Annotated in this window: 13 protein-coding genes; 4 read left to right on the top strand and 9 right to left on the bottom strand. The window is 63.5% G+C overall.

Annotated elements, in window-relative coordinates; all coding sequences use genetic code 11:
* Positions 1 to 39: 39 nt before the first annotated feature.
* Positions 40 to 1,851 carry an AMP-dependent synthetase/ligase gene (locus BM118_RS16315; protein ID WP_092186560.1) on the bottom strand — a complete coding sequence of 604 codons (1,812 nt, stop codon included), beginning with the start codon at positions 1,849 to 1,851 and terminating at the stop codon, positions 40 to 42.
* Positions 1,852 to 1,960: 109 nt separating this feature from the next.
* Here BM118_RS16315 and BM118_RS16310 point away from each other — a divergent pair, with 109 nt between their 5' ends.
* The 3 genes from BM118_RS16310 (at position 1,961) to BM118_RS16300 (ending at position 3,549) form a co-directional block, all read left to right on the top strand.
* A complete protein-coding gene (locus BM118_RS16310; protein WP_092186559.1) occupies positions 1,961 to 2,308 on the top strand; it encodes a DUF3088 domain-containing protein in 348 nt (115 codons plus the stop codon).
* 186 nt (positions 2,309 to 2,494) lie between these two features.
* Complete coding sequence (locus BM118_RS16305) at positions 2,495 to 3,064, top strand: cysteine hydrolase family protein (RefSeq protein ID WP_092186558.1); 570 nt, start codon at positions 2,495 to 2,497, stop codon at positions 3,062 to 3,064.
* Positions 3,065 to 3,228: 164 nt separating this feature from the next.
* Positions 3,229 to 3,549, top strand: coding sequence for a hypothetical protein (locus BM118_RS16300; protein WP_177234363.1), 321 nt, complete (start codon positions 3,229 to 3,231; stop codon positions 3,547 to 3,549).
* A 213-nt stretch (positions 3,550 to 3,762) separates the two neighbouring features.
* Here the strand turns inward: BM118_RS16300 and BM118_RS16295 are convergent, their stop codons facing one another.
* From BM118_RS16295 to BM118_RS41445, 5 genes are all read right to left on the bottom strand, one after another.
* Positions 3,763 to 5,034 carry a flavin monoamine oxidase family protein gene (locus BM118_RS16295; RefSeq protein ID WP_092186556.1) on the bottom strand — a complete coding sequence of 424 codons (1,272 nt, stop codon included), beginning with the start codon at positions 5,032 to 5,034 and terminating at the stop codon, positions 3,763 to 3,765.
* A 9-nt stretch (positions 5,035 to 5,043) separates the two neighbouring features.
* On the bottom strand, positions 5,044 to 5,754 hold the full coding sequence (locus tag BM118_RS16290) for a RibD family protein (protein WP_092186555.1): 711 nt from the start codon (positions 5,752 to 5,754) through the stop codon (positions 5,044 to 5,046).
* Between the two features lie 19 nt (positions 5,755 to 5,773).
* Positions 5,774 to 6,442 carry an FABP family protein gene (locus BM118_RS16285; protein ID WP_092186554.1) on the bottom strand — a complete coding sequence of 223 codons (669 nt, stop codon included), beginning with the start codon at positions 6,440 to 6,442 and terminating at the stop codon, positions 5,774 to 5,776.
* 322 nt (positions 6,443 to 6,764) lie between these two features.
* Positions 6,765 to 6,944: a hypothetical protein gene (locus BM118_RS41450; protein WP_177234362.1), complete on the bottom strand. Its 180-nt coding sequence runs from the start codon at positions 6,942 to 6,944 to the stop codon at positions 6,765 to 6,767.
* 219 nt (positions 6,945 to 7,163) lie between these two features.
* Entirely contained in the window at positions 7,164 to 7,325 is a 162-nt protein-coding gene (locus BM118_RS41445; RefSeq protein ID WP_177234361.1) for a hypothetical protein, read from the bottom strand.
* A gap of 172 nt (positions 7,326 to 7,497) precedes the next feature.
* Here BM118_RS41445 and BM118_RS16275 point away from each other — a divergent pair, with 172 nt between their 5' ends.
* Positions 7,498 to 8,988 (top strand): hypothetical protein, encoded by a 1,491-nt coding sequence (locus BM118_RS16275; protein ID WP_092186553.1) that lies wholly within the window; start codon positions 7,498 to 7,500, stop codon positions 8,986 to 8,988.
* A gap of 92 nt (positions 8,989 to 9,080) precedes the next feature.
* On the opposite strand, the gene BM118_RS16270 is transcribed toward BM118_RS16275, so the two are convergent.
* From BM118_RS16270 to BM118_RS16260, 3 genes are read right to left on the bottom strand one after another with little or no spacing between them, the layout of a single operon-like run.
* A complete protein-coding gene (locus BM118_RS16270; protein ID WP_092186552.1) occupies positions 9,081 to 10,031 on the bottom strand; it encodes an efflux RND transporter periplasmic adaptor subunit in 951 nt (316 codons plus the stop codon).
* Positions 10,028 to 12,043, bottom strand: coding sequence for a preprotein translocase subunit SecA (locus BM118_RS16265; RefSeq protein WP_092186551.1), 2,016 nt, complete (start codon positions 12,041 to 12,043; stop codon positions 10,028 to 10,030). Before BM118_RS16265 ends, BM118_RS16270 begins: the two co-directional genes overlap by 4 nt.
* Entirely contained in the window at positions 12,036 to 14,192 is a 2,157-nt protein-coding gene (locus BM118_RS16260; protein WP_143099478.1) for an efflux RND transporter periplasmic adaptor subunit, read from the bottom strand. Before BM118_RS16260 ends, BM118_RS16265 begins: the two co-directional genes overlap by 8 nt.

The following is a 14,192-nucleotide window of genomic DNA, read 5'->3' as shown; positions in this document are numbered from 1 at the left end:
CGATACGGCCTCTCCCCGCAAGCGGGGGAGAGGCGAAGATCAAGCCGGCTTCTTCGCATAGATCTGCGCGATCTCGTCGGCGAAGCGGTGCTCGAGCGCGGGGCGCTTGTTCTTCAGCGTCGGCGTCAGCAGGCCCGCGGCAATGGTCCAGGGATCCAGCGTCCACCACACCGCGCGCGGCGTCGCGTAGGACGGATAGGCCTTCACCGCCGCCGCGATTCTGGCAAGCAGGGCGGCCCGCTCCGCCGCGCCGCCTTGCTTGCCGCTCGCGGCGAGCCTTTCTTTCTCCTGCACCCAGGCTTTTGCATTGAGCACGACCAGCGCGGTGAGGAACGGGCGCTGCTCGCCGACCACCAGCGCCTGCTCGAACAGGGGATCGGCCAGGATCGCGGTTTCGAGATCCACCGGCGCGATCTTCTCGCCGGTGGACGTCACGAGGATGTCCTTGATGCGGCCGGTGATGGTGATGCGCCCGTTCTCGATGCGGGCCTGATCGCCGGTGTGCAGCCAGCCATCGGCCTGCTTCACGCGACGCGTCTCCTCGGGCTTGTGCCAGTAGCCGAGCATCACGCTCGGACCGCGCACCAGCAGCTCGTCGTTCTCGCCTAACCTGACCTCGACGCCGTCGAGCACGTGGCCGACCGAGCGTGGATCGTTGTCCTCGGGGGTGTTGACGGAGACCACCGGCGAGGTCTCGGTCATGCCGTAGCCCTGGAGGATGTCGAGCCCGAGCGCGAGAAACAGCCGAATGACGGGCTCGGCGATCGGCGCACCGCCGGAGACCGCGACGCGCAGGCGGCCGCCGAGCTGCGCCAGCACCTTGTCGGAGACGAGCCGCTTCAACAGCGGCCAGGCCAGCCGGTCGAACAGCGAGAGTGCGCCGCGTCCCTGCCGCGCATCGAAACGCCGGCCGCCGACGGCAATCGTGAGGTCGAGCAGCGCCCGCTCGATGCTTCCGGCCGATGCGCGATGCTGCATGATCAGCGCATGGACGCGCTCATAGATCCGCGGCACCGAGATCAGCACCGTCGGCCGCACATGCTTGAGGTCGTCCCCGAGTTGCGGCACCGAGCGCGCATAGGCGACGCAGGCCCCGGCCGCGATCGGATAATAATAGCCGCCGGTGCGCTCGAAAGTGTGCGAGAGCGGCAGGAAGGACAGGAAGACGTCGTCCGGCGACGCCGCGATGCGACGCGCGATCGCCTTCACATTGGCCACGATGTTGTCATGCGACAGCATCACGCCCTTCGGCCGCCCCGTCGTGCCCGAGGTGTAGACGATGACGGCAAGATCGTCCGGAGCAACCGCGACGTCGGGCAATGGCGCAGTCGCGCCAGGTGCGGACGCAAGCCACTGGTCGAGCGCGACAATACGTGAATCGGCCGGCACCGGCCCGGTCATCTCGGTGCACACGATCCGCTTGAGCGCATCGAGCGGTTGGCCGGTGGCCATGATCGCCTGCCAGCGCGCCAGCGTATCGACGAACAGCAGCAGCGCGCCGGAATCGGCCAGGATGTAGGCGATGCTGTCGGGGTTGTCGACCGCATGCATCGGCACCGGCACGAGACCGCGCGACAGCGCCGCCTGGTCCATCGCGATGTGCGGAATGCCGTTCGGCATCAGGATGGCCACGCGCTCGCCGGGCGAAAAATCCTCCGCGGCCAGCGCCCGCCGCCACAGCTCGAATTCCGCGTCGATCTCGTGCCAGGACTGGCTGACCCAGCGTCCCGCGCCCGCGTCGAAATGGCGATAGGCCTCCGCCGCCGGCGTCGCCTTGACGCGCCAGCGCAGCAGCTCCGGCAGTGTCTTCACGTCAGCGAGCGCCTGCGGTTGACTGATCGGCCCCGACATGGCGTCCTTTCCTGACCGTCGATTCCCGTGAATCTGGGGACTCGACACTAGGCTGGCCAGTCCTCGCCGCCTTGATCCTCAGCAAGGCGGCCATGCTTCGGAGCGATCCATGACGCGCGACCTGCTGTTTCTGCTGCGCCCGGGTTTCGAGGACCCGGCCTATCCGGGCCGGCGCTTCTATTGCTGGCATTGCGCGCTGATGGAGGGCGTGCTCGCCTCGTTTCCACAGCTGGCCGACAAGCTCGACGTCGAGCGCATCGCGTGGCCGCAGCCGCGGCAGGCCGTGATCGTGCTGGTCGGTGCGGAGAACCAGTCGCTGCCGCTGCTCGTGCTGGCAGACGGCGCGACATCGCGGCACCAGACCGGCAGCCACCGCGGCCGCGCCTTCATCGCCGACAAGGATGCGATCCTCGCCGCGCTCTCCGAACGCCACGGCTTTCCCGATCCGCATCCGTAGGACGAGGTTCGTAGCCCGCATGAGCGAAGCGACATGCGGGAACAGTCCCCCCGGATATCGCTTCGCTCATCCGGGCTACGGGCCTGCGTCCGGGGCACGAGAGCTGTCTTGAAACGAGGGAAAATCGGCATTGCCTGGACCCGCGAACGCGTCAAATACTTCCCCAAATTCTGAAAGCCACTCGCCATGCCAAGCCCCCTCCCCGCACTCATCGTCGTCGACGTCCAGCGCGTGTTCGACGAATGGGAGGCGGCAGGCAAGCGCCGCAATAATCCGGATGCGGTGGCGCAAATTGCCGCTCTCCTGAAGGCGTTCAGGGCGAGCGGTGCTCCGATCTTCCACATCCGCCACGAGGGCACGAAGCCGAATTCGTCGTTTCTGCCATCGCGTTCCGGCTACGCCGTCAAGGACGAGGCGCGCGAACAGGACGGCGAGCCCGTGATCGTCAAGCGCGTCAACAGCGCCTTCATCGGCACGGACCTCGAGACGCGCCTGCGCGCCAGCGGCATCACCGTGCTCGTCATTTGCGGCGCCACCACCAACCATTGCGTGGAGACGACGACGCGGATGGCCGGCAATCTCGGCTTCGACACGCGGCTGGTACGCGATGCGACCTGGACCTTCGACCGGATCGGCCCCGATGGCGATGCGCATTCCGCCGAGGAGATCCATGCGATGACGCTGTCGAATCTCAACGGCGAGTTCGCGCGCATCGTCACCACGGATGAGGTGGTCGCATCATTCGCGGCGAAGTGATGGCAACAGTGCGATCAACGCCGGTGATGCGACAATAAACCCCACGACACGCGATCATCTGCGCTGAATCGGACATCGCGCGCTGCGTCGTTTCGACGCCCGCACTGGCCGGAACGCAGCCAACGCCCATGTGTTGTCACACGACATTCAACTGGAGTGATGACATGAAGTATCTCATTGTCGCGATGGCCGTCGGTGCTGCGGCGCTTGCCGGCGGATCGGCGGCGAACGCGGCCAACACCACAAGCGCGACGCAGAGCGCGCGGGGAGGCCAGCCGACCGACATCAGCGCGCAGCACCGGCACCACCATCATGGCTATCGCCATCATCACTGGCGCCATCACCACCACGGCTATTATCGTCCGCACTACCGCAGCTACGGCTATTACCCGCGGCACCACGGTTATTACGGCGGCGGGCCGTACGGATATTACGGTGGCGGCGGTCCGGGCGTGAGCTTCAGCTTCGGCGGCGGCAGCTGGTAAGCGAAAGGTCCGCAGAGATGCGGGCCTTTTTGCTGCAGAGATAGCTCGGCCTCCATGGTTCGAGACGCGCCGTAAGGCGGCGCTCCTCACCATGAGGGTTTAAGATTTCACCGCGAAGCAAGACCTCATCCTGAGGAGCCCGCCCACAGCGGGCGTCTCGAAGGATGGCCGCAGGGACGCTGGCCGCCGAGATCCTTTGCGAAGGCCGCGCGCCTACCCCCGCAAGATCGTTCCCGCCGTCTCCAGCCCGCTCGCCAGCGCCGCCTCGACCGTGCCCATGTCGCGGCCGCGATAGAGCGCTTCGCCGGAGAACAACACCGCTCCGTCGGCGCGCGCGAGCATCGCTTGCGCATCGCGCGTGCGCGGCGTGGCCCAGGAATAGGCGCCGCGGGCGAAGCGATCGTGCCCCCAATTGGTCGCCGCAGCCGCGACGAGGTCGCGCGCGACCTCTTCGCGCGACAGGCCGAAGATGGCGGCGAGCGAACCGAGCCCGGCCTCGATCAACGCTTGCGGATCGAGGCCTTGCAGCTCCGCCGTCCGCGGGCCGCCGAACCAGCCGGTGAGCACGGGATGCTGCTCCGGATATCGCGTCCACCACACCGGGATGGTCTGGTCCGACAGCAGGAAGGTCATATCCGCAAGATCCGGCCTTCGCTCGCGCCACCATGGCCGCGCAAACCGCAGCAGGATCTTGACGACGTTGCCGAATCCGATGTCGTCGGCAGCCGCCGCCTTCGCACGCACGCTCGCCGGAAGCGCGATCTCGCGCAGCAGCGGCAGCGGCACGGTGAGGATCACCCGATCGCAGCGATGCACGTCGCCGCCGGCACCGCGAACGACCACCGTACCGCCCTCCTCCTCGATCGCCGACACCACGCAGCCAAGGCGGATCGTCACGCCATGCCTGCGGCACTCGGCCGCCAGAAAATCGATCAGCGCGCCATAGCCGCCATTGATGCGCGCCTGCCTGTGGAGCCCGCCGTCCATCCATTCCTCGCGCAGCGCCAGCGTGGAGGCGCGCTCGGGATCGGCGGCATCGTAGCCCTCGACCATCCGCTCGATCGAATAGCGCAGCCGATCATATTCGGGCCCGGCAAAATGACGGCGCAGGAAATCGGCGACGGTGAGGTCGTCTTTCAAATCCCCGAGCACGGCATGCAGCTCCGCCTCGTGCGGGTCGTGAGGGTCCTCGCGCGTGAAATTCGCGCCGTCAAAGCTCCGTAGCGTGCCTTCGATCTCCTGAAGGGACAGCCCCGCCTCGCCCAGCAGGGCGCGCGTCACCGGCGCCTCGCCATGGACGAATTCGGCGCCGCCATCGGCGGGGTAGCCGAACTCTGCCGCCGGCAGCGGGTGGATGCGCCCGCCGCAGCGCTCGCGTGCTTCCAGGATCGTCACCCTCTTGCCGGCGCGCGCAAGCTCGCGCCCCGCCATCAGGCCAGCCGCGCCGGCGCCGACGATGACGATGTGCTCGGATTTGTCCGACATGCCGGCGCTTTACCTGACGAGGCCCTGCGGATCGTTCTTGATCAGATACCGCAGCAGCAAGACACCGCCGCCGAGCTCCCGCGTGCTCTCCAGCGTCATCGCCGTGATGGGGGCGCGCTTGTCGCTGTCTGAGTCCGTCGAGTCGAAGACGAAGGGTGCGCCCTTGGCGCCATCGATCGCGGGGCTGAGGATCAGGTTGAATTCGTCGATGAGACCGGCGCGCAGGAACGCGCCATTGGCGACGCCGCCGCCCTCGACCAGCAGCCGTTTCACGCCAAGCTCGCGATTGAGGATGTCCAGCGCCAGCGCAAGGTCGATCTCCGACCTGCCGGCAAAGATGTAGGACACGCCCTCGCCGCGCAGGCCTGCAAGATGTGAATCCGGCACGCTCTCGGTCAGCACCACCACAATCGGATCGCCGCCGATGTCGGAGCGACCCCAGCCGATCTTGCCCTGCGCGTCGAGCACGACGCCATAGGTCTTTGCATCACGCCGCGCAAACCACGGCTCCCGCGGAAACGTCTCGGCCGTTGCGGCGGGATAGGGCGTGCCCTTGGCGAACTCCGAGCCGGTGACGCGGCCGATCACCCAGGCATCGCCGCCGAGCTCGTCATGGATCTTCTCGAACCAGTCCGTCCCGGCCCCCTTCGGACGCCAGCGGCTGGGGTGCGTGCGGCCATCCAGGCTGGAATGCATCAGACAGATGACATACGGCTTCATGCGAATCTCCGGACTGCGCTCAAGCGTCCGTTCCGCTGCCGCCGCTCTTGGCGCGATCGTTGACGATCACTGCGAGCGGATTGAGCTTTGGCGGCGCGACGAGCTTCAGCGTGTTGGTGTCGTGATGATTGAACGGCGCGCCGCGCACGAACAACTCGGTCTGGATCAGATAGGTCCAGCTTCCGTCGTCGTTGAAGGTGATGTCGCAGCGGTAAGCATCGGTGCGGAAGGCCTGTTCCAGGAAGTCGGTCGAGCAGATCCCGTAAGCGGTGTCGCCGCGCTTGGCCGTGACGGATATTTTCCTGTCGTCAGGCCCGGCCTTGCCGGAGGCGAGCAGCACCTGCCCGCGCGGGATCGCCAGCGTCTGCATGATCAGCCCGGTCGCGGGCTCCCACAGCCAGTAGCCGACCTGGTCGTGGAAGGTGATGTCCTCCTCGGGCGTGTTGATGTGGATGTGATAACGCAGACCGTAGAACAGCTGCGGCCCGTTGGCCTGCGGATCGATCGGGTCCATCCGGACGCGCTCGATGAAGGTCCGCCGCTCCGGCCCCTCCGCCTTCGGATTGACGTCGATCCCCTTGTCCGCCTGCCACGTGCCGGCGAGACGGCGGAGCGGGCCGAGATTGGCGAGACTGTCGGGCGAAACGTCCTCGGGCTCGGTGAAGATGTCGGCGGGAAGGGGAAGCATGGGTGTCCTCGCGGGAAGTTGCGGGGAGCAGCAATAGCACGGCGGCGGGAACGTGGCTCGTGCTCAAGCCTCACAATTGCGAATGGACATAGGCGCCACGCGCAGACGATTGTCGGGCTTGGAGGGAGTTCGCGAGGGCAAAAATACGACGCCCAGTCTCGATGGCTTAGGGCAAACCCTCGCGAAACAGCGATGACCAAGACAGTGCATTTGGTTCGGCGATCTTCAGACCATCAAACCGGCGACCGGTTCGAACGTGAATTGAGTGTCATGCCCCGAAGCGGAGCCGAACCGTCCTGGTTCGGCTCCGTCGCCAGGACGTTTAGTGGCGGTGGTCGCGGACCTCAGGTTGATTGCGGTGGTCCCGGACGATGGGTTGATTGCGATGATCGCGCACAACGGGCGGGTCGCGATGGTCGCGGACGATGGTGAGCGCGTTCGCCGGCGCCACCACGTTTGCCAATGCGATCGCTGCGAGAGCCACAAGAATGTAATTGCGCATGAATCTTGTCCTTTGCCTGGTGGCTCACTGCGAGCCACCTGACGACAAGCTAGATTGGCCAGCTCGAATGATATGTGCCGGCGATCACGCGCTGATTGTCGATGCGCTGGCGGCCGTGCCGTCGTCCGATCGGAGGAGAGGCCAGGCGACGGCCATCGCGATCCATCACAATTCGGCTGTGGCGGCGGAGGAGCCTCCTCAGCGCCGACGTCTGCTGCTTCAACGCAAGGCACCCGTGGTGATCGACCACTGAAAGAACGTCATCAGAGCAGCGACCACGATGGCCACGACAAAAAGGTTCGGCTCCTGGGCCGGCCGGAAATCTTCGCTACGCGCCGCCTTGATGCGAGCGCAGCCATGAATCAGCATGGTCAGCAGCACGGCGCCGGTCAGCGCATAAACGGAACAGATGGAACCATAAATAATTGCAATCTCTGTTTACTCAACCTTAGATTATCACCCCTAAACCGATAAATGTCTGCTTTTTGAAGAAGCAGGCCCAAAAGGCATGGCGGACCTTTGGCTGTCCGTTTCGATTGTAAGGGGCTGAACGATGGATGCACGCGCTGCCTGGAGCGATTCCAGGCAAGACGGCAGCCTCGAGACCGTCAAGCCGTGGTCGAACATCGGAACCTATGTGTTCCTGACAACCTTTGCCTGTGTGTTTTACGTTTCCAACGCGCCGCTTCTGCTTGGCCACTATGACCTGGGATGGCACCTGGCCGCCGGGGACCTGATTAGAGAGAGCGGGCGTATTCCCCTTCAGGATCCCTGGTCGTTCACCCTCGGAGACAAGTCTTGGTATAATCTTTCCTGGCTTTGGGACGTGATCGCCAGTGTCCTGCTGCAGTACGCGGGCTTGAGTGGTCTTGTCCTGCTTGTCGTCGCTTGCGGCGGAATGATAGTCGGGTGCCTCGCATCCGCCTGCTTGCGCGGCGGAGCTTCGGCGGTTGCCGCTTGCATCGCCGTCTTCTCTGCATGCCTTCTGTATCCTGCCTATGAGGCGGCCCCCAACATGTATCTCGCCGCTTCGCCGAACATCTCGACGATGCTGTTTTGCGTGATCTTCTACAGAGTGTGCATCGAGGGAGCGAGATGGCTGCTGTTGTTGCCGGCGATGATGGTCATTTGGGTCAATCTGCACGGCGGTTTCTTGATCGGCTTTCTTGTCATGGGCGTGTTCTGCGGCGTCTCGCTGCTCAAGCAGGATTGGCCGGATTTCAAGAGATATGGTCTTGCGGGAATTGGCTGCGCTGTCGCAGTGCTCGTCAATCCTCTTGGCTGGCACATCTATGACGGCGTGACGGCTACGATGGGTCACTTCGTGCAGGCCAATATCGGTGAGTGGTTACCCTACTCCCACAATCTGGAAATACCGGGAAGCATCCCCGGCATGATCTACATGGCAGCATTTGTTGCGCTCGAACTGTCCTGCGGAAGGCAGAGCCCCATTCCCTTGCAATCGCGGCTGCTCGCCTGGCTCTTCCTGCTGCTGGGGCTTCATCAGTTCAGATACATGTCCTTCTTCTTTATTTTCTCAGCGCTTCCACTGGCTCTCCACATCGATCAACTCCTTCTCAAACAACTGCCAAGACTCCAGGTTCAGAAATCGCTGCTGCTCGCCGGCCTCATCGGAGCGCTGGCACTGCCGCTGATCTTCCTGCAGTCGGTGCTGGCTCTCGAGCTTCCGCAGATGCTTTCGGAGCAGGACGTCAACTATCTCAACGCACACCTCTCGCATGCGCGGCTTCTGAACCACTGGAACGTCGGCGGACTTTTGATTTTCCACACCCGCGGCAGGGTACACGTATTCGTCGACGGTCGGGCGGCGACCGCCTATCCCGACGACCTGTTGCGTGACTATTTCAAGCTGGTTCGGGACGAGATTGATGAGGCTGCCTGGGACTCGGTCATTGAAAAATATCGTATCGATGCGGTTCTCTGGATACGGACGCATGAGCAGTTGAGGCGGTTTCTCGTCGATCGGCGGGGTTGGAAGGAGGATTATACGGGTTCGTATGAGAGTGTCTATGTCAGACCGTAGCCGCCGCAGCGCTCCCCAGGTGCCGGAAGACCGGCAAGGTCGTTTTCTGCAAGCGGATTGAAGCTGGCCAAGACGTGCGTCGTACGATCGCTTCACCCCAGACCGGAGAAGCGAACCCGACATTTCAGCCCTGCGGGGAGTGCGTAGTCGGGATTTGGCAGTTCGAGCCGTATTCCGATGGTGCCGCTGGCTGCATCAAAGACTTGATCGACGATGGTCACTTTTGCCGCGTATCGGCCTCCGATCGGCTCTTCCAGGTAAACCTCCGCGACCATGCCGCTCCGGATCTTTCCGAACTGGCTCAACGGCACGAACACCTCGACGTTGAGCGGATCGACTTGCGAAATGGTGACAAGCTGCGCCTGGTCAAAGGCATATTCCCCAGGCCCGAGCATGCGGGCGACCACAATTCCATCGATAGGACTTCGAATCGTGCGCTGCCGAAGCAATTCGCCCGCCCGCGCCAACTCAAGCTGCGCCAACTGCAAGTTGATTTTCGCTTCCTCCAGATCGATTTCCGCCACCCTCGCCGAGGTCTCCGCTTCGTCTGCGGCGGCGGCTGAAACGGTATCGTTTCTTCGCAACAGCCTGGTCCGTTCCTCCTTTCGCTTCTGAAACTCGAATTTGGCCGCGCCGGATCGCACGGCGCTGTCGTTTTCCGCACGCGCCTTGGCGAGCGCAACCGCCGCGGCCTCCACGCTCGATTCAATTCTGGCGACGACGTCGCCCTTCTTGAGAATTGCGCCGCGATCAACCAGAACTTCGGTGATCAAGCCCGGCACAGGGGTTCCCAGCTTGAGCACCATCTTTGGTTGAACAAGGCATTCGAACTGATCGTCCGCCTTCGCTTGCTGTGCGGTCGACGGAGCCGCGGCACTTATTGTGTAGAGCAAGAAAATGCCTGCCCCGAGCCGGTGCGGGCGGACAAACCATCGCCGTCCGCGTCTGAGAGTCCCTGCCGTCACATTCTCGCCCTGATTGCATCCTGATGCCTCGTTCCAACACGAGGACCAACCGGCAATGTTCGTCGTGCAACCGGTCATTCGCCCCTCCCTGCAAAAGCCAAAACCTGATCGAGACGTCGGTCGAGCTTGAGAGTCTGAGCCCGCACATAAGCGGCGTGGCGCTCGGCGCGATATTGCGCCAGACGGCGGAGTCCGACGTACAGGAAGGCAAAATGCCGGTTACTCCGCACACCAGACCGCTGCAACAGGTCCACCACTCGCGGCGCATACACCGTAAAGATGTCGTCTTCCAGAGACACGATGGCTTCGCAGCTACCGGCATCGCCCTGCCGCGCGCACCGTCCAAACAGTTGCCGGTCCACTCGCCGCGAGTCATGGTACTCGGTCAAGATGACATGCAAGCCGCCCCGTTCGGCGACATCCGGATCCAGCAAAATGTCGGTCCCCCGTCCGGCCATGTTCGTTGCAACCGTTACGCGAGACGCCTGCCCGGCGAGGGCGATAATGCTGGCTTCCATTTCGTCCTGCTTGGCATTGAGCAACGCATGCACGATCCCCCGCTCGCTCAATGCGGCACTAATTTCTTCGGATGATTGAACGGACCGTGTTCCGATCAGCACCGGCCGACCCGCGCAGGTTGCCAGATTTTCAACGACGCTGGCGACGCTGCGCCATTTCTCGGCTCGCGTGGCATGCACACGCTCGCTTCCATATTGGCGCCGCGACGGCTGATGCAGGGGCACGCGCACGACGTCGAGCCCGTAGACGGAACGGATTTCCCGCGCCACCTCGTGCGCCGTCCCGGTCATCCCTGCCAGCCGAATGTATCGCCGAAACAGCCGCTGGTAGGTCAGACGTGCGAGCGTTTCCCGCCGCTGCGTTGGCTCACAACCCTCCTTGACCTCGATGGCCTGGTGCAGACCTCGTTCCCACGAGCGGTCGGGCATGACCCGGCCGGTCGATTCGTCGACAATCTGCACCTTGCCCTCGGTGACGACGTAATGCTGATCGCGAAGGTAGAGCATCAGTGCGCTGAGCGCTTGCGTAACGAGCTCTTCACGCGCTCGGACGGAGGTCCACACTCCCTCCAGGTCATGCGTGAAGTCCTCGAGCTTGCTCCGACCGGTCGCCGTGAGCGACAGGCTGCGTTCGACCAGGTTGACGGTATAATCCTTCGGCGCGTCGAGTTTCCGCGCAAGCTCCAGCGCCTGCTCCCACTGGCGCGCTTCTTCGCCGGGGCCTACCGAAGACGACAGGATGAGCGGGGTGCGCGCCTCGTCAACGAAGACGCTGTCGGCCTCGTCAACGAGACCGAAGTATAGGCCACGCAACACCAACTCCTGGTCGCGCTGGGCGTCACCCCGGAGTTTATCGAGTGCCAGATGGAGCCTGCTGCCCTGCCGGGACATCGCAACCCTGTCTCGCAGATAGTCGAATGCCAACTCCTTGTTCGTGCAGTAGGTCACCGATTTCGAATAGGCCTCGCGCCGCTCGGCCTTCGGCAGTCCCTGCACCACAGCGCCGACGCTCAGGCCCAGGAAGCCGTAAAGCGATCTCATTTCGTCGGCATCGCGTTTTGCGAGATAGTCGTTAACGGTGATGACATGCACTGGGTAGCCGGCAAGGGCCATCGTGGCCGCCGGCAACGTCGCGGCCATTGTCTTGCCTTCTCCGGTCGCCATCTCGACCAGTTTGCCCTGCAGCAGGGCCCAGCCGGCCATCAACTGCGTGTCATAGTGCCGTTTGCCCATCGTGCGGGCGGATGCCTCGCGAATGAGTGCAAAGCACTTGCCGACGCGCTCCGGCACAAATCCTTCGCGGCGCAATGGCATCCGCATCCCGCGGGCCACTGCCAGCAGGTCCGCATCCGTGGCTGCGCCGAACGCGTCGGCATGCTGGTCTACATGCGTCAGGATTTGCCTCAACGCATCGGAGGGCTGACGCAGTCGATCGCGTATCGGCCTGACCGCCGTCGCCAACAGGAATTCAGCCGCACGGTCATGCCAGGGAGGATCCCGCTCCAGGCGCTCCGCATACGGACGCCCGGTCGCCAGATCGTCGATATCAATGCCAATCGCTGCCCTAGACATTGAAGCTTGAGAGAAAAAGCAGCCGAATGCTGCGGTAAATTCTGATCGCAAGTGGTTGCATCTGATGCTCGAACCGGACAAATACCCGCTGACCGAAGTGACCGACATGGTTCGTGTCGTCGAGCTGCACGTCGATCTGGAACATCCGCTCAAGCGTCTTTGGGCCTTTGGTATCGCGCGGATCAACCGCGATCTCGCCGCCACCCTCGACAGCCAGCGCTGTACTCGGCAGGTACTCAACGCCGCCCGGGACTTCGCGCAGCACCCTCCCTTCCCAGGTTTGCCGGGCCTGATCGACGCGGCGGACGCGGACCCGGTCGGTCGCCAGCCGCACCTGGTCCACGGACTCCTGCGCGATCACCACGCGGGCGAGCGGCATCGCTTCGCCAATGACATATCCAAGCGGATCTCCTTTGCGATAGAAGCGCCCCGGCATGTCCCCTGCCTGCTGCGCGACGAAGACTCCGTTGCCTTTGGCTCGAACCACGAGTTCGGAAACACGTTCGCTAAGCAGCCCCAGATTGGCCTGCTCGTGGGCAATCTTGTCGAGCGCCAGTTGCGCCTTGGTTCTATCGGTCACGAATTGCGCCGAATACTCGGCCTGCAGTTCAGCAACTCTGGCCTCGCTTCGACGCTGCTGCGCGATCAGGCCGGGCTCGTCGCACTGAACCAGAGCATCGCCCTGCCGGACAGGTGAACCTGGCTGGACAATGAAACGACTGAGAAATCCGTTCGCGCCGGCTCGGACGATCGCCTCCTCCGGCAACCAGAACACGCCTTCGGCGTGCGAATGATGCGGTACCGGCACGAACAGCAGGAAACCGGCGAGGCTGAGCGCAATGGTCGCGACTGTTGCCAGAACGCGTGGTCGATGTCTGCGCATTTTTGGATCGCTGACAAAGTGCCGGACCATCCTGACGACCGGAAATACGACCATCGCGCCGACCGCCCAGATCGCCAGCAGGACGCCAATGATGAAGAACTGCCCGGCGATGAACAACGCAATGGCGACGGTGACGCACAGCCGGTAGACCGTTGAGACGAGTCCGTAGAAGAGGAACCAGGCCTTCTCGGCGACCGAGGCATTGGGAGCCTCCGCTTCGTGCAGGCCGAGAACGTATCGCTCAATCACGTAGCCCCAATAGCGCGCCGATCGCACCGCAAGATTGGGAATTTCGATGAGGTCCGCCAGAATGTAATAGGCATCGTACCGTAGAAACGGATTTCCATTGAATAGCAGCGTGGATACGCCGGCGACCAGCATCGTGTTGAACAGGACGGCACGCACCGGGCCGGGTTCAATCAGGAGCCACAGATAGAACGCACAGGCAGCAATGAACAATTCGACCGCCATGCCGGCGGCGCCGATCATCGCCCGTTGATACTTTGACTTGAAGACGGTCGCGGCGGACGCCTCGACATATGGCACGGGCACCAGGACCATCAAGATCAGCCCGAGATCATGTACTTCGCCGGCACCGGCCTTGGTTGCCGTCGCATGACCGAGTTCGTGCATAAGCTTGATCAGCGGAAAGACCAAATAGAGCGCGACCAGATTCTCCGCCGCAAACACCCGATCCGAGAAGTTATTGCTGAGCTCTGGCCAGTGCGGCCAGATCAGGAATATCGCGGGAATCACGACCGCACACCACAGCAAACCGCCCCAGCGGCTCCAGATCCAGCGCACAAGCCCATCGAAGCGGTTCAGAAAACCGTCGGGATCCCACAGTGGAATGCGGATCGCCATCGGATTGGCGTAGGACCGGCGCAGCCGAGCGGTTTCCTCGCGTTCGCCGCGCGCGAACAGCTCGGCCACGTCCGGCGTCACGTCGCTTTGCAGCAGGTCGGCCGAATGCAGTTGCCCCAGCAAGTGGATCATTTCATCCTGCGTCGGAGCATCTTCGCCCAAATGGCGATTGGCGAGCTGCCACAGCTCCGCCACGCTTCGCGAACCGTCCATCAGCGCGATTATGAGCCGCGCGGCCGGTGTGAAGCGATGAATTCGAGACGATGTTGCGTCCTGCAGCAGGTACCACACCTCGCCGCGATAGCGGTGCCTATGCAGGCGCGCATGGGACCGCAGCTTCGGCTTACGCGAGGCGACGCGGTACCACCAATTGCTGACTAAGGGTGCCGTTGTCGCGCTCAT

The organism is Bradyrhizobium sp. cf659 (assembly GCF_900113725.1).
Taxonomy (GTDB): Bacteria; Pseudomonadota; Alphaproteobacteria; order Rhizobiales; family Xanthobacteraceae; genus Bradyrhizobium.
This window is presented reverse-complemented; position numbering and strand designations above follow the sequence as displayed.

Coding starts and splice junctions, on each gene's coding strand:
- BM118_RS16315 (WP_092186560.1), bottom strand. CDS start 1,851: ATGTCGGGGCCGATCAGTCAACCGCAGGCGCTCGCTGACGTGAAGACA.
- BM118_RS16310 (WP_092186559.1), top strand. CDS start 1,961: ATGACGCGCGACCTGCTGTTTCTGCTGCGCCCGGGTTTCGAGGACCCG.
- BM118_RS16305 (WP_092186558.1), top strand. CDS start 2,495: ATGCCAAGCCCCCTCCCCGCACTCATCGTCGTCGACGTCCAGCGCGTG.
- BM118_RS16300 (WP_177234363.1), top strand. CDS start 3,229: ATGAAGTATCTCATTGTCGCGATGGCCGTCGGTGCTGCGGCGCTTGCC.
- BM118_RS16295 (WP_092186556.1), bottom strand. CDS start 5,034: ATGTCGGACAAATCCGAGCACATCGTCATCGTCGGCGCCGGCGCGGCT.
- BM118_RS16290 (WP_092186555.1), bottom strand. CDS start 5,754: ATGAAGCCGTATGTCATCTGTCTGATGCATTCCAGCCTGGATGGCCGC.
- BM118_RS16285 (WP_092186554.1), bottom strand. CDS start 6,442: ATGCTTCCCCTTCCCGCCGACATCTTCACCGAGCCCGAGGACGTTTCG.
- BM118_RS41450 (WP_177234362.1), bottom strand. CDS start 6,944: ATGCGCAATTACATTCTTGTGGCTCTCGCAGCGATCGCATTGGCAAAC.
- BM118_RS16275 (WP_092186553.1), top strand. CDS start 7,498: ATGGATGCACGCGCTGCCTGGAGCGATTCCAGGCAAGACGGCAGCCTC.
- BM118_RS16270 (WP_092186552.1), bottom strand. CDS start 10,031: ATGACCGGTTGCACGACGAACATTGCCGGTTGGTCCTCGTGTTGGAAC.
- BM118_RS16265 (WP_092186551.1), bottom strand. CDS start 12,043: ATGTCTAGGGCAGCGATTGGCATTGATATCGACGATCTGGCGACCGGG.
- BM118_RS16260 (WP_143099478.1), bottom strand. CDS start 14,192: ATGAGCGCGACAACGGCACCCTTAGTCAGCAATTGGTGGTACCGCGTC.